This window comes from Klebsiella sp. DY2415, assembly GCF_026314315.1.
GTDB lineage: Bacteria > Pseudomonadota > Gammaproteobacteria > Enterobacterales > Enterobacteriaceae > Klebsiella > Klebsiella ornithinolytica.
This window is the reverse complement of the sequence record NZ_CP111115.1, coordinates 545,725-565,593: the sequence shown is the minus strand read 5'-3', so window position 1 is coordinate 565,593 and position 19,869 is coordinate 545,725. Positions and strand designations below refer to the sequence as shown.

Sequence of the window (19,869 nt, the reverse complement as noted above, 5' to 3'; positions counted from 1 at the left end):
GGTTACAGACGTTTTAGCCGGAGATATTAGCCCTGAATATGAAGCAAGGTTTGCAATTAAGGCTAAGCCAACAGCTTGCCATGACGCCACAACTGCAACAGGCTATTCGCCTGCTGCAGCTGTCCACGTTAGAACTCCAGCAAGAACTCCAGCAGGCGCTGGAGAGTAATCCGCTGCTTGAGCAAACCGATCTTCACGATGAGGTAGAAACCAAAGAGGTCGAGGACCGCGAATCGCTGGACACCGTCGATGCTCTTGAACAAAAAGATATGCCGGAAGAGCTGCCGCTCGACGCCAGCTGGGATGAAATCTACACCGCCGGCACCCCGTCCGGAAACGGCGTTGATTACCAGGACGACGAGCTGCCTGTCTATCAAGGCGAAACGACCCAAAGCCTGCAGGATTACCTGATGTGGCAGGTTGAACTGACGCCGTTTACCGACACCGACCGCGCCATTGCCACCTCGATTGTCGATGCCGTTGATGACACCGGCTATCTCACCATTCGGCTGGAAGATATTGTCGAGAGTATCGACGATGACGACATTGGTCTCGAAGAAGTGGAAGCGGTGCTAAAGCGTATCCAGCGCTTTGACCCGGTCGGCGTCGCGGCAAAAGATCTGCGCGACTGTCTGCTGGTTCAGCTTTCCCAATATGCTAAAGAGACGCCGTGGCTGGAAGAAGCCCGGCTGATCATCAGCGATCATCTCGATCTGCTCGCCAACCATGATTTCCGCTCCCTGATGCGCGTCACCCGACTGAAAGAAGAGGTGCTGAAAGAAGCCGTTAATCTCATCCAGTCCCTCGATCCGCGCCCCGGTCAGTCGATTCAGACCAGCGAGCCGGAATACGTCATTCCCGACGTGCTGGTACGTAAGGTCAGCGGCCGCTGGGTCGTGGAGCTTAACTCCGACAGCATCCCACGTCTGAAGATTAATCAGCATTACGCGGCCATGGGCAATAGCGCGCGCAATGATGCAGACAGCCAGTTTATCCGCAGCAACCTGCAGGAAGCTCGCTGGCTGATCAAGAGTCTGGAAAGCCGCAATGATACGCTGTTGCGCGTCAGCCGCTGCATCGTCGAACAGCAGCAGGCCTTCTTCGATCAGGGTGAAGAGTTCATGAAACCGATGGTGCTGGCGGATATCGCTCAGGCCGTCGAAATGCATGAATCCACCATTTCACGCGTTACCACCCAAAAATATCTGCACAGTCCGCGCGGTATTTTTGAGCTGAAATATTTCTTTTCCAGCCACGTGAATACGGAAGGCGGCGGCGAGGCATCGTCGACGGCCATTCGTGCGCTGGTGAAGAAGTTAATCGCCGCGGAGAATCCCGCGAAGCCGTTGAGTGACAGTAAGCTGACCACCATCCTGTCCGAACAGGGTATCATGGTGGCACGTCGTACCGTCGCTAAGTACCGAGAGTCTTTATCCATTCCGCCATCTAACCAGCGTAAACAACTGGTTTGATACAACCGATAAGGAAGACACTATGCAGCTCAACATTACAGGACACAACGTCGAGATCACCCCTGCACTGCGCGAATTCGTTAATGCGAAGTTCAGCAAGCTGGAGCAGTTTTTCGACAGGATCAATCAGGTCTATATTGTGTTAAAAGTAGAGAAGGTGACGCAAATTGCGGATGCCAATCTGCATGTCAACGGTGGCGAAATCCATGCCAGTGCGGAAGGGCAGGATATGTATGCCGCTATCGATGGACTCATCGATAAGCTGGCAAGACAGTTAACAAAACATAAAGATAAACTAAAACAACACTAATTGTCCGGGCGCCGCCCTTGCCTGCTGCCAGCCTTCATCGGTAGCAGGCAAGGGGCGCGCTCAGGTGAAATTATGATGAACAACGATTCGGCTCTACAACTGAGCAACGTCCTTAACCAGGAATGTACCCGTAGCCAGGTTCACTGCCAGAGCAAAAAGCGCGCGCTGGAAATCATCAGTGAACTGGCAGCAAAACAGTTAGGTTTGCCGCCGCAGGTGGTGTTTGAGGCGATCCTTACCCGCGAGAAAATGGGCAGTACCGGGATTGGCAACGGGATTGCCATTCCGCACGGTAAACTTGAAGAGGATACGCTGCGCGCCGTTGGCGTGTTTGTCCAGCTGGAGACTCCGATCGCATTTGATGCCATCGACAATCAGCCGGTCGATCTGCTGTTTGCGCTTCTGGTCCCGGCTGACCAGACCAAAACCCATCTGCATACGCTGTCTCTGGTTGCAAAACGACTGGCGGATAAAACGATTTGCCGTCGCCTGCGCGCAGCGCAAAGCGATGAAGAGCTGTATGAGATCATCACCGAAGCAGGAAGCAACGATGACGTATAACGGCCGTCGCCCCCTACCCTTTATCGTACTGAGGAGAAACGGTACATGGTACTGATGATCGTCAGCGGCCGCTCAGGCTCGGGGAAATCCGTCGCTCTGCGGGCGCTGGAAGATATGGGCTTCTACTGCGTAGATAACCTGCCGGTAGTGCTGTTGCCTGAGCTGGCGAGATCGCTGGCCGACAGAAACATCTCTGCCGCCGTCAGCATTGACGTGCGTAACATGCCGGAATCGCCAGAGATCTTTGAACAGGCGATGAAAAACCTGCCTGAGGCATTTTCCCCTCAGCTGCTGTTCCTTGATGCTGACCGCAATACGCTGATCCGCCGCTACAGCGACACCCGTCGTCTGCATCCGCTATCGAGCAAAAATCTGTCGCTGGAAAGCGCGATTGACGAAGAGAGCGCGCTGCTGGAGCCGCTGCGTTCCCGCGCCGACCTGATCGTCGACACTTCAGAGATGTCGGTACACGAGCTGGCGGAAATGCTACGTACCCGTCTGCTCGGCAAGCGTGAACGTGAGCTGACCATGGTCTTTGAATCCTTTGGCTTTAAGCACGGTATCCCGATTGATGCCGATTACGTCTTTGACGTACGCTTCCTGCCAAACCCACACTGGGATCCGAAACTGCGTCCAATGACCGGTCTGGATAAGCCGGTGGCCGCCTTCCTTGACCGGCACACGGAAGTTCACAACTTTATTTACCAGACCCGCAGCTATCTTGAGCTATGGTTACCGATGCTGGAGACCAATAATCGCAGCTATCTGACGGTGGCGATTGGTTGTACCGGCGGTAAACACCGTTCGGTCTACATTGCCGAACAGCTGGCTGATTACTTCCGCTCACGCGGTAAGAACGTGCAGTCTCGTCATCGGACGCTGGAAAAACGCAAATCATGACCGTAAAGCAGATCGTTGAAATCACCAATAAACTGGGGATGCATGCCCGCCCGGCGATGAAGCTGTTTGAGCTGATGCAGAATTATGATGCGGAAGTCCTGCTGCGCAACGACGAGGGGACGGAAGCGGAGGCCAATAGCGTAATTGCCCTGCTGATGCTCGACTCGGCCAAAGGTCGGCAAATCGAGATTGAAGCCAACGGTCCGCAGGAAGTCGAGGCGCTGGCAGCGGTTATCGCGCTGTTCAACGCCGGTTTTGACGAAGACTAAACATTCCCGCCTCTTCCCCGGCTGCACGACGCTGACCGGGGCTATTGTTTCTGCCGCGACCTCACTTCAGCTTATTCGCCTGCATAAATCCTTCTCCGCCTAGCTGACGCATCTGACGCAGGATCCACGCCTGCCGACTGCGAACATAGCCGGACGGCGCATCGGCGCGAAAGCGAATCGGGTTGGGCAATACCGCAGCCAGGAGCGCCGCTTCAGAAGCCGTTAACTTGCTCGCAGGCTTGTGAAAGTAGCGCCGGGACGCCGCTTCGACGCCGAACGTTCCTTCCCCAAATTCAGCGATATTCAGGTAGACGGTCAGAATCCGTTTTTTACTCCACACCGTCTCAATCCCTACCGTTAACCCTGCCTCCAGCCCTTTGCGCAACCAGCTACGGCCATCCCACAAGAACAGGTTCTTAGCCGTTTGCTGCGAAAGCGTGGAGGCGCCGCGCACGCGGTTTTCCTGACGTTCATTGTGTGCCAGCGCTTTCTCTATCGCTGAGACATCAAAACCCCAGTGTTCAGGGAATTTTTGATCCTCCGCAGCGATTGCCGCCAGCCCCATCCACGGCGAGATCTCGTCCATCCCGACCCAGTCGGAGTGGGCGACATAATGAAAATCACCGCTCAGCCATGCGCCGATTTGTCGCTCGAGCATAACGGCTGAAAACGGCACCGGCAGTATGCTAAAGAGCGCGATGCCGCCTCCCCAAAAGGCTGCCGCAATCAGCAGAATGCGCAATAAAAGGCGTTTAATCATTCGCAACGGGGCCGAACGCACGCTCATGCAGTCAGAACCAGCACGCGAGCCACCAGCTTCTCAATCCCGCTTGCCGCTTCCGCAATGTTCTGTGCCAGCATCCAGGCCGGGGTCGTCACCACCTTATGTTCTTCATCGACGACGATATCATCGACCGGGCAAGGAACGTGTTCTGCGCCCATCTCTTCCACCACCTCAGCAGTATCAAGATCGGTGCCGATGGTTATCCGCAGCGGGATCGGGAAAATTTTTGGCAGCAGCGCCGGGGCGATACACATAAAGCCCAGCGGTTTACCCGCCTCGTGCATCGCCAGCGTCAACGCTTTCAGGTCGCTATCGACCTGGCATTCAGCCCCTTGCGAGGCAAAATTGCTGAGGTTCTTCGCCGCGCCAAACCCGCCAGGGACAATCAGCGCATCCAGATCTTCAGCCCGGGCCGCAGCCAGAGGCTGGATATCGCCACGGGCAATACGCGCGGCCTCCACCAGAACGTTGCGGCTTTCGGCCATCGGCTCACCGGTCAGGTGGTTGATCACGTCCGTTTGCGCTTTATCCGCGGCGAAACAGATGGCCTGTGCGCCGCTACGGGCGATCGCCAACAGGGTAATGACCGCTTCATGGATCTCCGTTCCGTCATAGACGCCACAGCCGCTCAATACCACGCCAATCTTTTTCATACTGCCAGCTCCTTAGTGCAACTTGCTGAAACCAGTCAAAAATTTTGATTTACACGCATTGCTTCACATATTTTACTGATTCACGTAACAAATAATTTAAGGTTTGCTATCTTAATGAGCGAGCAAACCAAATCCTCAGGTTGCGCTACGTAAAAATATCTCTAAAAATTCTGGCGCAACGACCAGTTCCCTGGTGTTGGCGCAGTATTCGCGCACCCCGGTTTATCCGGGGTCATTTTTTATGTGCCGCCGCAACCCATGCTTTCAGCACCGCTACATCGTTCTGCCACTCGGATTTCATCTCTTCAACCCATTCACCAACGTTATCCGACCACGCCGGCAGGTCCGGAGTCTGAATCTGCTGTCCCAGCTGTTGGATATGCCGCAGGCCAATCGAGCCTGCCGCGCCTTTAATTTTATGCCCTTCATCGACGATCCCCTTCTGGTCGCGAGCGGTCAGATTAGACTCCAGTACCGCCATATAGCCCGGCATCATCTTCTCAAAAACCGCAAGACCATCGTTGATAAGCTTTGGCCCCACCAGCTCGATATACTGCTCAAGCATCGGAATATCCAGCACGGATGCCGATTTACTCACATCCACGGTCGGCATTTCGCACTCATCCTCTTCCGGCGAATCCCAGAATTTTTTAATCATTGCCGTCAGCGCCTGCACCGATAGCGGTTTACTCAGGACGTCGTCCATTCCGGCATCAAGATACTCTTTTTTATTCTTCAGGACGTTGGCGGTCAGGGCAACCAGCGGCGGTAGCTCGTCGGCGGCAAAGTGCTGCTTAAGATGACGAGAAATATCCAGGCCCGTCATATCCGGCAGCTGGATATCCAGCAGCACCAGGTCGTACTCGCCCGGTTCAAACATCTCCAGCGCGGCCTTACCGGTCATCGCCACATCGACGCTGTTACCCAGCTTCTCCAGCACCGAGCGCGCCACAATCACGTTGAGCTCGATATCCTCGACCAGCAGCACGTTCAGCGCCGGCAGGGGCATCTCATCTTCAGTCAGCATATCTTCCACTTCTTCCGCCACCGCCGGCGCATGCACGGTCAGCGTAAATGTGGCCCCCTGGCCCGGCTGGCTGGAGACGTTAATGTCGCCGCCCATATTGCGAGCCAGACGACGCGATACGGCAAGACCGATCCCGGTGCCCGTCGCAGGCTTGCCGCCGTGGCTGTCTTTCACCTGATAATACATCGCGAAGATCTTATCCTGCTCGGCTTCGGGAATGCCGATGCCGGAGTCTTCCACTTCAAAATGCAGGATATCGCCTTCATCGTAGCGAACGCGAACGGTGACGTTTCCACCTTGCGGGGTGAATTTCACGGCGTTACTGATGAGGTTCCACAGAATCTGCCGCAGACGCGTCCCGTCGGTCACCACTTTATGCGGCAGCGGCAGCGTCGGTTCCAGGACGAAGCGCAGCCCTTTCTGTTGCGCCTGCAGGCCGGAGAGGTTTTCCAGATCGGCCAGGAAACCGGTGAAGTCGACCTGCTGATTATCCAGCTGGACTTTGCGCCGCTCCATTTTATCCATGTCGATAATATCGTTGAAAATATTCCCCAGCGTAACGGCAGAGACATGGATGGTTTTGAGGTATTTTTCCTGCTCACCGGTCAGCTCGGTATCCAGCAGGATACGGCTCAGCCCGACGATGCCGTTGAGCGGCGTACGCAGCTCGTGGCTGATGGTTGAGATAAAGGTGGTCTTATCGCGGCTGGCGCGCTCCAGCGCATCCTGGTAGCGCTTACGTTCGGTAATATCGCGGCCAAAGCCCATCAGTCCACGGCGCTTGCCGACGCGGTCATAGTAAGGGACCTTGCGGATTTCAAAGCAGGCTTTACGCCCGTCCGGATAATCCAGCCACTGCTCGTAGGTCAGCGACACATTATGGCGGAAGACCTTTTCGTCAGTCTCCAGCACTTTAACCGCCGCTTCTTCGTTATAGACATCCTGAGGTTTCAGGTGGATAAGCTGCTTTTCGCTTTTCCCGGTCAGGAGCTCCATCGCCCGGTTACAGCCAGAAAACTCTTTGTCTTCATTGCGATAGAATACCAGGTCCGGCGAGGCATCAAGGAAAGAACGGAGGAAGGAGGATTGCTGTTCCAGCTGAATTTGCGTCTCTTCGCGCTCTTTCATCTCAATCTTCAGCTGTTCCAGCGTCGTCTCGCGCTCGGCTTCCGCCTTTTCACGCTCGCCAATCTCCTGATTGAGCTGCGCGATATTATCTTTGAGCTGCACGTTAAGCTGCAGGTCGCGCTCGCGCATCTCCTCCAGTTTTTCCACCAGCCTGGAGAGACGCTGCCGCGACTCTTCCAGTTGCTCCACCACCACCGACAAAAAGTAAACTGCCCAGGGGGTGATCAGCAGACCAAAGAAGATAGAGCGGATAACGTCGATGCTCTCAACCTGGCCATGCAGAACCATCGTGACGGCCATCTGTACCACAATCGCCAGCACCACCAGGGCGAGGGCCAACAGCATGGAAAAACGCACCAGACCCAGCTTCATCATCAGGTCGACATAGTACTGCGCCAGCATACGGATTTGCTTCATAAGGGATTCCTTCGCGACAACTCCGCACAATAATACCCAATTCTGAGCAATACGCTGTAAGTTGTGCAAAAAATGCGGGCGCCCTTACTCTAAAGCTGCGCGCGGCACCCAGGCTCGTCCCAGCGCCGAGCCCTGCACGCCGTGTTGGTTGAGATAGCGGTCAAGTTCAACCATCCCGGTCCAGCGGTTCTCACACCACAGGGGCGCCAGCAGCGTCGGCCGCCGGGCGCTGGCGGAAATGCGGTGATAGATCACCTCGGGTGGCGTGTGGCGAATCATCTCCCCGGCAGTGATCGTATATTCATCCAGCGCAATCGCCTGCAACCGTCCCGCCTGCCAGGCTTTGGCCATCGTACTGCCGGTGACGATATGCAGCGGATGCAGTTTGATGCCATCCACGCCGGTATCCACAACCTGCTCCAGCGTTTGCAGGCAATGGCTCTGCGCCTCGCCCGGTAGCCCGACGATCAAATGCGCGCAGACCTTCAGCCCGCGCTCGCGCGCCAGCCGGGTCGTACGCTGATAACAGGCAAAATCATGCCCACGATTAATCCGCTGCAGCGTTTTGTCATGCGCCGTCTGTAAGCCGAGTTCCAGCCATACTTCGTAGCCCTGTTCCCGATAGCCGCCGAGCAGTTCCAGCACCGCCTCCGGGACGCAGTCAGGACGAGTACCCACGCACAGCCCGACGATATTGGCCTGACTCACCGCCTGCTGATACATCGAGCGCAGTACCTGAACTTCGGCAAAGGTGCTGGTGTAAGCCTGAAAATAAGCGAGATAGCGCCTGGCGCGATTAACCCGCTGCGCCTGATGTGCCAGCTGTTCAGCAATAGAGTGGTGCTGCTGCTCTTCGTCAGCAAAAGAGGCGACGTTGCAGAACGTGCAGCCTCCGCGGCCGATAGTGCCATCGCGATTCGGGCAGCTAAACCCGCCATGCAGCGTCAGTTTATGAACCTTTTCGCCATAGCGCCGCGAAAGATCCCCACCAAACATATTGACTAATTTTTGTAACTGCATAATCTGATAGACCGGCCTGAAGAAAGGGGCCAAGCCTGCCATTTTTAGCCACCGACGGCGATGACCTGGATCAATCGTCAGCGCGGCCGCTCATCTCATTGCATAAACACTCAAGATAACTGCAATTTCATTCACTCACTCTGTGATGACTTTTCCTTATACTTAACCTCAGGTTTGCCATTATCTTCATCAGGGCAAAAAACAGTGTTATTTACCGCGCCAGAGGTAACAGGCAGATAAATACTCTGCGATAAATAGGCAGTTCAGCACAGATCGATAATGTTACGCTATCGATATAGTGAGACAGATCACACTAGATTATGCTTTCCGCTACGTTTCAGCGCCGCTTAAAACACAGTTATTATCTTATTTATCATAACGTTAAACCATGTATAGCACATTTTTGTATAAATAAGATTGCCATTTGACGTAAGTGTCGATTCCCGATAAGTTGGGAATCCGCTGGAAGCTTTCTGGATGAGCACTCTGCTCATCATATTTATGCAGTAATTGAGATTCCCTCTTACAGCAAGTCCTCAAACTTGCGTACCGATGCGAAAAGGATTTAAAGAGGGCGAATGCGAGGTGCAAACCCCGTCGCCATGCTCTTTCTGTGCCCGTGCGCAATCGGTATCGGAGGGTGTCCCGTAGAGCCTGGGGAGGTTCACTGATATGTTGTACGATAAATCCCTTGAGAGGGATAACTGTGGTTTCGGCCTGATCGCCCACATAGAAGGCGAACCTAGCCACAAGGTAGTGCGTACCGCTATACACGCACTGGCCCGAATGCAGCACCGCGGCGCGATTCTTGCCGATGGTAAAACCGGCGACGGTTGTGGCTTGCTGCTGCAAAAACCTGACCGTTTCTTCCGTATCGTTGCGGAAGAGCGCGGCTGGCGTTTAGCCAAAAATTACGCCGTCGGGATGTTATTCCTTAATAAAGATCCTGAACTGGCGGCTACGGCACGCCGCATCGTTGAAGAAGAACTACAACGTGAAACCCTGTCTATCGTCGGCTGGCGCGAAGTGCCGACCAACGAAGGGGTTCTCGGTGAAATCGCCCTCTCCTCGCTGCCTCGTATTGAACAAATTTTTGTTAACGCCCCGGCAGGCTGGCGCCCGCGCGATATGGAACGTCGTTTGTTCATCGCCCGTCGCCGCATTGAAAAGCGTCTGCAGGAAGATAAAGATTTCTACGTTTGCAGCCTGTCGAATCTGGTGAACATTTACAAAGGTCTGTGTATGCCGGCTGACCTGCCGCGCTTCTATCTGGACCTCGCGGACCTGCGTCTGGAGTCGGCAATCTGCCTGTTCCACCAGCGCTTCTCCACTAACACCGTGCCGCGCTGGCCGCTGGCACAGCCGTTCCGCTACCTGGCGCACAACGGCGAAATCAACACCATCACCGGCAACCGCCAGTGGGCGCGCGCGCGTACCTACAAGTTCCAGACGCCGTTAATTCCGGACCTGCACGATGCGGCGCCGTTCGTGAACGAAACCGGCTCCGACTCCAGCTCGATGGATAACATGCTTGAGCTGCTGCTGGCCGGCGGGATGGATATCGTGCGCGCCATGCGTCTGCTCGTACCGCCAGCCTGGCAGAACAACCCGGATATGGATCCGGAGCTGCGCGCCTTCTTTGATTTCAACTCCATGCATATGGAGCCATGGGATGGCCCGGCGGGCATCGTGATGTCCGACGGTCGCTACGCCGCCTGTAACCTCGATCGTAACGGTCTGCGCCCGGCGCGCTACGTCATCACCAAAGACAAACTGATTACCTGCGCTTCAGAAGTCGGGATTTGGGATTACCAGCCTGACGAAGTGGTCGAAAAAGGCCGCGTAGGCCCGGGCGAACTGATGGTTATCGATACCCGCGGCGGACGTATTCTGCACTCCGCGGAAACCGATGATGACCTGAAAAGTCGCCACCCTTACAAAGAGTGGATGGAGAAAAACGTCCGCCGCCTGGTGCCGTTTGAAGATCTACCGGACGAAGACGTCGGCAGCCGCCAGCTGGATGACGACACGCTCGCCAGCTTCCAGAAACAGTTTAACTACAGCGCAGAAGAGCTGGACTCCGTCCTGCGTGTACTGGGTGAAAACGGCCAGGAAGCGGTCGGTTCAATGGGCGACGATACCCCGTTTGCCGTGCTCTCCAGCCAGCCGCGTATCATTTACGACTACTTCCGTCAGCAGTTCGCGCAGGTGACTAACCCGCCGATCGACCCGCTGCGTGAAGCTCACGTGATGTCGCTGGCCACCAGCATCGGCCGTGAAATGAACGTCTTCTGCGAAGCGGAAGGCCAGGCTCACCGCCTGAGCTTCAAATCACCGATCCTGCTGTACTCCGATTTCAAACAGCTCACCACCATGGAAGAGGAGCACTATCGCGCCGATACCCTGGATATCACCTTTAACGCCGCGGAAACCTCGCTGGCCGAAACGGTGAAGGCGCTGTGCGATAAAGCGGAACAGATGGTCCGTAACGGTACCGTTCTGCTGGTGCTCTCCGATCGTAATATCGCCAAAGATCGTCTGCCGGTTCCGGCACCGATGGCGGTAGGCGCGATTCAAACCCGCCTGGTGGATAAGAGCCTGCGCTGCGATGCCAACATTATCGTTGAGACCGCCAGCGCCCGTGACCCGCACCATTTCGCGGTGCTGCTGGGCTTCGGCGCCACGGCTATCTATCCGTACCTGGCCTATGAGACGCTGGCGAAACTGGTCGATAACAAGGCCATTGAGAAAGATTATCGTACCGTGATGCTGAACTACCGTAACGGCATCAACAAAGGCCTGTACAAGATCATGTCTAAGATGGGCATTTCGACCATCGCCTCCTATCGCTGCTCGAAGCTGTTCGAAGCGGTTGGCCTGCATCGTGAGGTTTCCGATCTGTGCTTCCTCGGCGTTGTCAGCCGCATCGGCGGCGCGGGCTTCGATGACTTCCAGCAGGATCTGCTGAATCTGTCCAAACGCGCCTGGCTGGTCCGTAAGCCGCTGGATCAGGGCGGTCTGCTGAAATACGTTCACGGCGGTGAATATCACGCCTACAACCCGGACGTCGTCCGCACGCTGCAGCAAGCGGTTCAGAGCGGTGAATACCACGACTATCAGCAGTATGCGAACCTGGTGAATGAACGCCCGGCCGCCACGCTGCGCGATCTGCTGGCGCTGAACCCTGGCGATGACGCCATCAGCATCGACCACGTCGAATCGGCCAAAGAGCTGTTCAAACGCTTCGATACCGCCGCCATGTCTATCGGTGCGTTAAGCCCGGAAGCTCATGAGTCGCTGGCGGAAGCCATGAACAGCATCGGCGGCTTCTCTAACTCCGGCGAAGGCGGCGAAGATCCGGCGCGCTATGGCACCAACAAAGTGTCGCGTATTAAACAGGTCGCTTCTGGCCGCTTCGGCGTCACACCGGCTTACCTGGTCAACGCCGACGTTATTCAGATTAAAGTCGCTCAGGGCGCGAAGCCGGGCGAAGGCGGGCAGCTGCCGGGGGACAAAGTCACCCCGTACATTGCCAAACTGCGCTATTCGGTCCCGGGTGTAACCCTGATTTCACCGCCGCCGCACCACGATATTTACTCTATCGAGGATCTGGCGCAGCTGATTTTCGACCTGAAACAGGTCAACCCGAAAGCGATGATTTCCGTGAAGCTGGTTTCCGAACCGGGCGTCGGCACCATCGCCACCGGCGTGGCCAAAGCCTATGCCGATCTTATCACCATCGCCGGTTACGACGGTGGTACGGGTGCCAGCCCGCTCTCCTCCGTGAAATACGCGGGTTGTCCGTGGGAGCTGGGTCTGGTGGAAACCCAACAGGCGCTGGTGGCGAACGGTCTGCGTCACAAGATCCGTCTGCAGGTGGATGGCGGCCTGAAAACCGGCCTCGATATCATCAAGGCGGCAATTCTTGGTGCAGAAAGCTTCGGCTTCGGCACTGGCCCGATGGTCGCGCTCGGCTGTAAATATCTGCGTATCTGCCACCTGAACAACTGCGCAACCGGCGTAGCAACTCAGGATGACAAACTGCGTAAGAATCACTATCACGGCCTGCCGTTCAAAGTGACCAACTACTTTGAATTCATCGCCCGCGAAACCCGCGAGCTGATGGCTGAGCTTGGCGTGAAGCGTCTGGTGGACCTGATTGGCCGTACCGACCTGCTGAAAGTGCTGGATGGCTTTACCGCGAAGCAGCAGAAGCTGGATCTCAGCAAACTGCTGGAAACCGCCGAGCCGCATCCGGGTAAAGCGCTGTACTGCACCGAAAGCAACCCGCCGTTTGATAACGGCGTGCTGAACGCGCAGCTGCTACAGCAGGCTAAACCGTTCGTGGACAGCAAGCAGAGCAAAACCTTCTGGTTCGATATCCGTAATACCGATCGCTCCGTTGGCGCGTCGTTGTCTGGCTATATCGCCCAGACCCATGGCGATCAGGGGCTGGCAGCAGATCCGATTACCGCGCACTTCAGCGGTACCGCAGGCCAGAGCTTCGGCGTGTGGAACGCCGGCGGCGTGGAACTGCATCTGACCGGTGACGCGAACGACTACGTGGGTAAAGGGATGGCAGGCGGTCTGCTGTCAATCCGTCCTCCGGTGGGCTCCGCCTTCCGCAGTCACGAAGCGAGCATCATCGGTAATACCTGTCTGTATGGCGCGACCGGCGGTCGTCTGTACGCTGCGGGCCGTGCAGGCGAACGCTTTGCGGTGCGTAACTCCGGTGCCATCACCGTGGTAGAAGGCATCGGCGATAACGGCTGCGAATACATGACCGGCGGCATCGTCTGCGTACTGGGTAAAACCGGCGTCAACTTTGGCGCAGGGATGACCGGCGGCTTTGCTTACGTCCTGGATGAAGACGGTGATTTCCGTAAACGTGTGAACCCGGAACTGGTGGAAGTGTTGGGCGTTGACTCTCTCGCTATCCATGAAGAGCACCTGCGTGGTCTGATTACCGAACACGTGCAGCTTACCGGTTCGTCTCGAGGCGAAGAGATCCTGGCCAACTGGCCGGCTTTTGCCGCGAAATTCGCGCTGGTTAAACCAAAGTCCAGCGATGTTAAGGCACTGTTGGGTCACCGTAGTCGTAGCGCAGCAGAGCTGCGTGTGCAGGCGCAGTAAGGAATTCAGATGAGCCAGAACGTATACCAGTTTATCGACTTACAGCGCGTTGATCCGCCAAAGAAACCGCTGAAGATCCGTAAAATTGAATTTGTTGAAATTTATGAGCCGTTTTCAGAAGGCCAGGCCAAAGCCCAGGCAGATCGCTGCCTGTCCTGCGGCAACCCGTACTGCGAATGGAAATGTCCGGTCCATAACTACATCCCGAACTGGCTGAAGCTCGCCAATGAGGGGCGTATTTTTGAAGCGGCAGAGCTGTCGCATCAGACCAACACCTTGCCGGAAGTCTGCGGGCGCGTCTGCCCGCAGGACCGTCTGTGCGAAGGCTCCTGTACGCTGAACGACGAGTTTGGCGCGGTGACTATCGGTAACATCGAACGCTACATCAACGATAAAGCGTTCGAGATGGGCTGGCGCCCGGATCTCTCCGGCGTGAAGCCCACCGGTAAAACGGTGGCGATCGTCGGTGCCGGTCCGGCAGGACTGGCCTGCGCAGATGTCCTGACCCGCAACGGCGTCAAAGCGGTAGTATTCGATCGCCATCCGGAAATCGGTGGCCTGCTGACCTTCGGCATCCCCGCTTTTAAGCTGGAAAAAGAGGTAATGACCCGTCGCCGTGAAATTTTCACCGGCATGGGTATTGAGTTCAAACTCAATACCGAAGTGGGTCGTGATGTTCAGCTCGACGCGTTACTGAAAGAGTATGATGCCGTGTTCCTCGGCGTGGGGACCTATCAGTCCATGCGCGGCGGACTGGAAAACGAAGACGCAAATGGTGTCTTTGATGCGCTGCCGTTCCTGATTGCCAACACCAAACAGACCATGGGCTTTGGCGAAACCGCCAGCGAGCCTTACGTCAATATGGAAGGCAAACGGGTGGTGGTTCTCGGCGGTGGCGACACCGCGATGGACTGCGTGCGTACTTCCGTACGTCAGGGCGCGACTCACGTTATTTGCGCCTACCGCCGTGACGAAGAAAACATGCCGGGCTCCAAACGCGAAGTGAAAAACGCGCGTGAAGAGGGCGTCGAGTTCCAGTTCAACGTTCAGCCTCTGGGCGTAGAAGTGAATGCTAACGGCAAAGTGTGCGGCGTGAAAATGGCGCGTACCGAGATGGGCCAGCCTGATGCCAAAGGGCGTCGTCGTGCGGAGATCGTCGCAGGCTCCGAGCACGTGGTCCCGGCAGATGCGGTGGTGATGGCGTTTGGTTTCCGCCCGCACAGCATGGAATGGCTGGCGAAGCACGATGTTGAGCTGGATTCTCAGGGCCGTATTATTGCGCCGGAAGGCCATGAAAACGCGTTCCAGACCAGTAACCCGAAAATCTTTGCCGGCGGCGATATCGTGCGCGGTTCCGATCTGGTGGTGACGGCGATTGCCGAAGGTCGTAAAGCGGCTAACGGGATCCTGAACTACCTGGAAGTGTAATCAACAAACCCGGACAAACTGTCTGTCCGGGTCTCTGACAGAGCCCGCTGGCGCAAGCCCGCGGGCTTTTTTTATCATGCCAGCAGGGCGGCGCGGACCTTAATGACCACTTTTTTAATCCCGGCGCTGTCCCCGACCTGGCAACCGGGTTTGTGCGGTTCATCGGGCATGAAAACCGCAAACATATCCGGATGCAATGTCAGTACCTGTTCCCCGCGTATCCGACGGCAAAGCTGATAATCCTCGTCAGGATGCGCTTCTTCGCACTCACAGGCCGACCCGGCGACGCCATAAAAGATCCGCTCTTCCCCCGCCAGTAAAATCTGGATATCAATAAACTGGCTATGCAGTTCGGCTTTTTTCTCTTCCGGCACACCGGTATGAAACGCCATGACGTTCATCAATACATTGTCGCCCTGAAGCTCATAGCTTCCGGGAGCGATAGTGTGTAAATCGTGGGCCTGCGCCAGGGCGATAGCCCGGACCAGAACCGCCGGAAGACCGGCATGCGAAGGCTGCTGTAGATGACCCAGAATCATATCTTTCCTCCCTGTGCCCATAATGCCGCTCCTGACAGGCCCGCATCATGCCGATAGTAAGCTTCCCGCAGCGGAACATGATAAAGCGCGGGTTCTTGTGACAAATACGTCTCAACCAGCTTCAGGTAGCCGTCTGCAAGACCGATACTGCCGCCGATCACAACGCAGGCGCAGTCCGTCACGGCCTTCAGGTCGGCAATCAGTCGCGCCAGCGTGCGTGCCGATCGCTGAATTAATATCTGCGCCTGCGGGTGTCCCTCCCTCGCCAGAGCAAATATCGCTTTTGCATCCAGCCCGCAAAGCTCACCGCCGGCCGCCGCCGCGATACCGCGCCCGGAAGCGATAGCTTCGACACAGCCTTTCCGACCGCAGCCGCAGAGCGGCCCGGCAGGATCCGCCAGCGTATGACCGCAATGGCCGGCCAGGCCTCCGCGACCGGTCTGCAGCCTGCCCTGGCTGACGATCCCCCCGCCAACGCCGGTTGAAACGGTCAAAAAGAGCATCTCGCTGACTTTCTCCGGCAGCGCATGATATTCCGCCCACGCCGCTGCCTGAGCATCATTGAGGGCAATACCGGGCAACGCCGTGAGGTCGGATAAACACGCCTGCAGGGGAAAATGTGCCAGTCCGCCCAGGTTCGCTGGATTGATGGCGGTCAGAATGCCGTCCTGAATGATGCCGGTGGAGGCGATAGCAAAACGATCCGCGCGCGCCGAGAGGGGGGCCACCAGCGCCGCCAGCGCGGCAGCTAATGCCGCCGGCGTCTGACTGGCTGGCGTGGGGACTTCACGCCGCTCCAGGAGGGTCAATCGGCTGTCTATCAGTGCGGCGGCTAGCTTGGTGCCGCCAATATCAATCGCCAGCGTCGTCATTGCACCGCCTTTTTCAGCGCCGTGTTGTACCACTCGCAAATGTGTTCCAGCCGCGTAATGGCGGAGCCTACGGTCACCGCCCAGGCGCCATGACGCATGGCCTCTGCCGCCTGCGCTGGCGTGTTGTAGCGCCCTTCGGCAATCACCCGACATCCCGCTGCGTGTAGCGCCTGTACCAGCGCCAAATCAGGCTCTTCCGGCGTGTGCGCCGTGGTATAACCCGACAGCGTGGTGCCGATAATTTCCGTACCGAGCTGCTGACAGAAGATGCCATCTTCAACGGATGAACAGTCGGCCATTGCCAGCTTGTACTGCTGATGGATACGGGCCAGCAGTGCTTCCACCGCCACCGGGCGCGTCCGACGGGTACCATCGAAAGCAATAATATCCGCCCCCGCCTGCGCCAGAGCATCAACATCCTCTAAAAATGGGGTAATGCGTACCGGTGAATCATCGAGGTCACGTTTGAGAATACCGATAATGGGTACTGTCACCCGGGCGCGGGTCGCCCGCAGATTCTCAACACCTTCAATACGCAATGCCACCGCGCCAGCCTGTTCGGCCGCCAGCGCCATCGCTGCGACAATCGCCGGCGTATCCAGCGGGCTACCGGGGACCGGCTGACATGAGACAATTAATCCGCCGTGGGCGCTGATGCGACGACCCAGTTGTTCAAGCAAAGACATAATAACTCCCTGATTTATCTCGTTGCCCGGCGCCAGCGCCGGGCACGGGTTACCTGGTTTTCACTAATCCACGTTTGCTGGCGCCGGGCATCACCGCCCCGCTCAGGGGCCTGCCATCAATCGCATCGTGCGTTCGCACCGCTTCCGGGCGGATCCAGCGCTGAACACGCGAGGGCATATCCAGTCCGATAAGCAGGATCACCACAAAGGTCAGGCCGAAAGAGAGCGATCCCAGCGTTGTGCCCAGATCCATCCGCTGCGCGATCAGCGCACCGAGCACCGGCGCGATCGCCCCACCTAAGGCACCGACGTTATAGGTAAAACCCAGACCCGCAGCACGCTGATCGGTATCGAAATAGCCGCCGATCAATTTAGGTAAGATCCCGGAGATCCCCTGCCCCAGCATCTGCTGGAAGAACAGTAACAGCCCCAGCACCCACACGTTGGTGCCGCCGATAGCAAAGACGGGAATAATCAACAGCTGGGAGGCCAGCAGGCTACAAACATAGGCTTTGCGCGTTCCCAGCCAGTCGCCGAGAAAACCGCCGACGCAACAGCCGACCGCAGCACCAAAACCGCTGAAGAACAGCACCCTGGCCACGGTCGTATGATCGTAAGCGAGCTCCGTTTTAAGATAGGTGGGCAAAAGCGCCTGGATAGGCCATGAATAGAGAAAGGCGAACAGGACGACAACCATCAGCGTCACGCCGGTTGGCCAGCGCTTACCGCTGCTTTGCACCATAAAGCTGATAAAGATCGTGGCACAAAGCAGCCCCAGTGCGACCACGATTCCGGCATTGTTGAGCTCGCCGGCGAAACAGAACCACAGCGCCGTCGCCGCCACAATGGTCAGGAAAATATTGATCGCCCGGTGTTTGCCACAATAGAGGATATCCACCATGGTCCGCACCGGCGCTTTACCCTGATGTTTCTCTTTCCAGTCTTCGGCTTCCGGGATGTTTTTCCGCAGCCACAGCGCAAAAATAATCGGCACGATGCCAATGAAAAAGAGCGCACGCCATCCCCAGACCGGTACCACCAGACTATAGATTTGCGCGGCAATCACCGCCCCGACGGAAAAGCCGGAAATCAGAAAACCACTGGCCTTGTTGCGCAGCTGCTTTGGCCAGCTTTCAATAACATAGGTCGCACTGGATCCATACTCCCCCGCCATCCCCATGCCAATCACCAGACGCGCGATAAACATGGTGGTAAAACCGGGAGCAAAGCCGCAGGCCAGCGTTCCGAGGGAAAACAGAATAATACTGGTGACCATCGCCAGCCGCCGTCCGTAACGATCGCCCATTGCGCCCAACATCAGGCCGCCAAACCAGCGAGAAATGAAGGCGGCTGAGATCAGACTCGCTGCCTCTACGGTCGTCAAACCAAAGTCTGCCTGGATTTCTGTCAACACCAGGGCAATCAGGACAAAATCAAAACCATCAAGCAAATATCCCAGCCAGGCGGCGGAGAAAGCCCGCCACTGCGCCCGGTTGAGATGGCGATACCACGGGATGTTCTGGGTCGTTGCGATCATTTTACTCTCCCGCGATGGGTCAGACCCACGCTTGGTTTGCCATACCAGATGTCGCTATCACTGCATCCGATATAGCTCGTGTTATGACCCGGACCGGGCGCATAGCGCCTCCATCCGGGAATGCCCCGCTCGCACACGCGGCGGGGAAGCCGTTAGCCTCAACCCAGCTGCGCTTTCTCCTGCTGCAGCTGCTGCGCCAGCGCTTTCAGCTCCGGCAGGAACTGCTCAGCAACCGGAGCAAACGGTTTGCGACATAGCGGCTCAGCAACCACGTCCATGTAGTGCAGCACGGTTTTCAGCCCCCGGAATACGCCGGTTTTGATCAGCAGATCGATTGCCTTGTTGCATTCACACTGCAGCCTCTGCGCTTCCGCTATATCGCCCGACCGCAGCGCTTTCACGATCCCCTGATAGCGCCAGCCCATAATGTTATAGGTACTACCGATCCCGCCATCGGCACCGGCCAGCAAGCCAGAAGCAAAAATCTCGTCATAGCCGTTGTAAAGCACCAGATTCGGATGCGCCCGGCGGATCTGCTCCATCTGGAAAAGATCGCCTGATGTCTGCTTCAATGCCCCCACTCCCGGCAGCGTCACCAGCGTATTGATCTGATCCAGGGAGAGTTTCACGCCGCTCAGCGCCGGGATGTTGTAGACCACCATCGGTAAGCCATTAGCTGAATCAATAATGGCCTGGTAGTGAGCGCAGTGCTCTTCAAAGCTGAAGGGATAGTAGAACGGCGTGACGGCGGACACCGCATCGTAGCCATAGCTGTGCGCAGCTTCGGCAAGTTGCTGGCTCTCCAGCGTACTGACGCAGCCAACATGGGCAATCAGCGTCATTTTTCCCTTCGCTTCTTCAGCGACGATCTCCAGCACTTGCTGGCGTTCTGCGCCGCTTTGCACAAAAGCTTCCCCGGTCGAACCGCCAACGTACAACCCGTCGATTCCCTGGCTCAAATTGAAACGCACCAGCCGACGCAGGCTCTCTTTATCCAGCTTTTGTTGCCCGTCAAACGGCGTAAGCAGCGCTGCCATGACTCCACGTAAATTAACCGCCATATCTCACCTCGTATGCTAGTTGTTATGATTAACTATGTACCTTTATACCTGTTATACCATACGAATTAAGCG

General features: G+C 56.6%; 16 protein-coding genes. 7 read left to right on the top strand and 9 right to left on the bottom strand.

The genetic code is table 11. From position 1 onward, the window contains the following. Positions 1-38: 38 nt before the first annotated feature. From rpoN to npr, 5 genes are all read left to right on the top strand, one after another. On the top strand, positions 39-1,472 hold the full coding sequence (rpoN, locus tag OQV00_RS02680; RefSeq protein ID WP_004868164.1) for an RNA polymerase factor sigma-54: 1,434 nt from the start codon (positions 39-41) through the stop codon (positions 1,470-1,472). A gap of 22 nt (positions 1,473-1,494) precedes the next feature. After that, entirely contained in the window at positions 1,495-1,782 is a 288-nt protein-coding gene (hpf, locus tag OQV00_RS02675; RefSeq protein ID WP_004868168.1) for a ribosome hibernation promoting factor, read from the top strand. 72 nt (positions 1,783-1,854) lie between these two features. Continuing rightward, positions 1,855-2,343 (top strand): PTS IIA-like nitrogen regulatory protein PtsN, encoded by a 489-nt coding sequence (ptsN, locus tag OQV00_RS02670; RefSeq protein WP_015585655.1) that lies wholly within the window; start codon positions 1,855-1,857, stop codon positions 2,341-2,343. Positions 2,344-2,388: 45 nt separating this feature from the next. Beyond that, on the top strand, positions 2,389-3,243 hold the full coding sequence (gene rapZ, locus OQV00_RS02665; protein ID WP_004868172.1) for an RNase adapter RapZ: 855 nt from the start codon (positions 2,389-2,391) through the stop codon (positions 3,241-3,243). Then, positions 3,240-3,512, top strand: a complete 273-nt coding sequence (npr, locus tag OQV00_RS02660; protein WP_004868176.1) for a PTS phosphocarrier protein NPr — start codon at positions 3,240-3,242, stop codon at positions 3,510-3,512. The genes rapZ and npr overlap by 4 nt, the downstream gene beginning before the upstream one ends. A gap of 61 nt (positions 3,513-3,573) precedes the next feature. On the opposite strand, the gene mtgA is transcribed toward npr, so the two are convergent. From mtgA to mnmL, 4 genes are all read right to left on the bottom strand, one after another. Next, the gene (gene mtgA, locus OQV00_RS02655) at positions 3,574-4,299 is read right to left on the bottom strand and encodes a monofunctional biosynthetic peptidoglycan transglycosylase (RefSeq protein ID WP_004868178.1); all 726 of its coding nucleotides are present in this window, start codon (positions 4,297-4,299) and stop codon (positions 3,574-3,576) included. Further along, on the bottom strand, positions 4,296-4,949 hold the full coding sequence (elbB, locus tag OQV00_RS02650; RefSeq protein WP_004868182.1) for an isoprenoid biosynthesis glyoxalase ElbB: 654 nt from the start codon (positions 4,947-4,949) through the stop codon (positions 4,296-4,298). The genes mtgA and elbB overlap by 4 nt, the downstream gene beginning before the upstream one ends. 232 nt (positions 4,950-5,181) lie before the next feature. Next, entirely contained in the window at positions 5,182-7,521 is a 2,340-nt protein-coding gene (gene arcB / locus OQV00_RS02645) for an aerobic respiration two-component sensor histidine kinase ArcB (protein WP_266279802.1), read from the bottom strand. 84 nt (positions 7,522-7,605) lie between these two features. After that, the gene (mnmL, locus tag OQV00_RS02640; RefSeq protein ID WP_123629355.1) at positions 7,606-8,541 is read right to left on the bottom strand and encodes a tRNA modification radical SAM protein MnmL/YtqA; all 936 of its coding nucleotides are present in this window, start codon (positions 8,539-8,541) and stop codon (positions 7,606-7,608) included. A gap of 672 nt (positions 8,542-9,213) precedes the next feature. Here mnmL and gltB point away from each other — a divergent pair. Continuing rightward, on the top strand, positions 9,214-13,674 hold the full coding sequence (gene gltB / locus OQV00_RS02635; RefSeq protein ID WP_004868192.1) for a glutamate synthase large subunit: 4,461 nt from the start codon (positions 9,214-9,216) through the stop codon (positions 13,672-13,674). Positions 13,675-13,683: 9 nt separating this feature from the next. Next, entirely contained in the window at positions 13,684-15,102 is a 1,419-nt protein-coding gene (locus OQV00_RS02630) for a glutamate synthase small subunit (protein ID WP_104896477.1), read from the top strand. A 74-nt stretch (positions 15,103-15,176) separates the two neighbouring features. On the opposite strand, the gene nanQ is transcribed toward OQV00_RS02630, so the two are convergent. From nanQ to nanA, 5 genes are all read right to left on the bottom strand, one after another. Then, positions 15,177-15,641 (bottom strand): N-acetylneuraminate anomerase, encoded by a 465-nt coding sequence (gene nanQ / locus OQV00_RS02625; protein WP_048024710.1) that lies wholly within the window; start codon positions 15,639-15,641, stop codon positions 15,177-15,179. Beyond that, entirely contained in the window at positions 15,638-16,513 is an 876-nt protein-coding gene (nanK, locus tag OQV00_RS02620) for an N-acetylmannosamine kinase (RefSeq protein ID WP_004868203.1), read from the bottom strand. Before nanK ends, nanQ begins: the two co-directional genes overlap by 4 nt. Continuing rightward, on the bottom strand, positions 16,510-17,199 hold the full coding sequence (locus tag OQV00_RS02615) for an N-acetylmannosamine-6-phosphate 2-epimerase (protein ID WP_054828878.1): 690 nt from the start codon (positions 17,197-17,199) through the stop codon (positions 16,510-16,512). Before OQV00_RS02615 ends, nanK begins: the two co-directional genes overlap by 4 nt. 49 nt (positions 17,200-17,248) lie before the next feature. Further along, the gene (locus tag OQV00_RS02610) at positions 17,249-18,736 is read right to left on the bottom strand and encodes an MFS transporter (RefSeq protein ID WP_015585648.1); all 1,488 of its coding nucleotides are present in this window, start codon (positions 18,734-18,736) and stop codon (positions 17,249-17,251) included. A 158-nt stretch (positions 18,737-18,894) separates the two neighbouring features. Continuing rightward, the gene (gene nanA, locus OQV00_RS02605; protein ID WP_064356627.1) at positions 18,895-19,797 is read right to left on the bottom strand and encodes an N-acetylneuraminate lyase; all 903 of its coding nucleotides are present in this window, start codon (positions 19,795-19,797) and stop codon (positions 18,895-18,897) included. Positions 19,798-19,869: the final 72 nt, after the last annotated feature.

Coding starts and splice junctions, on each gene's coding strand:
- elbB (WP_004868182.1), bottom strand. CDS start 4,949: ATGAAAAAGATTGGCGTGGTATTGAGCGGCTGTGGCGTCTATGACGGA.
- mtgA (WP_004868178.1), bottom strand. CDS start 4,299: ATGAGCGTGCGTTCGGCCCCGTTGCGAATGATTAAACGCCTTTTATTG.
- arcB (WP_266279802.1), bottom strand. CDS start 7,521: ATGAAGCAAATCCGTATGCTGGCGCAGTACTATGTCGACCTGATGATG.
- npr (WP_004868176.1), top strand. CDS start 3,240: ATGACCGTAAAGCAGATCGTTGAAATCACCAATAAACTGGGGATGCAT.
- nanQ (WP_048024710.1), bottom strand. CDS start 15,641: ATGATTCTGGGTCATCTACAGCAGCCTTCGCATGCCGGTCTTCCGGCG.
- rpoN (WP_004868164.1), top strand. CDS start 39: ATGAAGCAAGGTTTGCAATTAAGGCTAAGCCAACAGCTTGCCATGACG.
- OQV00_RS02610 (WP_015585648.1), bottom strand. CDS start 18,736: ATGATCGCAACGACCCAGAACATCCCGTGGTATCGCCATCTCAACCGG.
- nanA (WP_064356627.1), bottom strand. CDS start 19,797: ATGGCGGTTAATTTACGTGGAGTCATGGCAGCGCTGCTTACGCCGTTT.
- ptsN (WP_015585655.1), top strand. CDS start 1,855: ATGATGAACAACGATTCGGCTCTACAACTGAGCAACGTCCTTAACCAG.
- rapZ (WP_004868172.1), top strand. CDS start 2,389: ATGGTACTGATGATCGTCAGCGGCCGCTCAGGCTCGGGGAAATCCGTC.
- nanK (WP_004868203.1), bottom strand. CDS start 16,513: ATGACGACGCTGGCGATTGATATTGGCGGCACCAAGCTAGCCGCCGCA.
- mnmL (WP_123629355.1), bottom strand. CDS start 8,541: ATGCAGTTACAAAAATTAGTCAATATGTTTGGTGGGGATCTTTCGCGG.
- OQV00_RS02615 (WP_054828878.1), bottom strand. CDS start 17,199: ATGTCTTTGCTTGAACAACTGGGTCGTCGCATCAGCGCCCACGGCGGA.
- OQV00_RS02630 (WP_104896477.1), top strand. CDS start 13,684: ATGAGCCAGAACGTATACCAGTTTATCGACTTACAGCGCGTTGATCCG.
- gltB (WP_004868192.1), top strand. CDS start 9,214: ATGTTGTACGATAAATCCCTTGAGAGGGATAACTGTGGTTTCGGCCTG.
- hpf (WP_004868168.1), top strand. CDS start 1,495: ATGCAGCTCAACATTACAGGACACAACGTCGAGATCACCCCTGCACTG.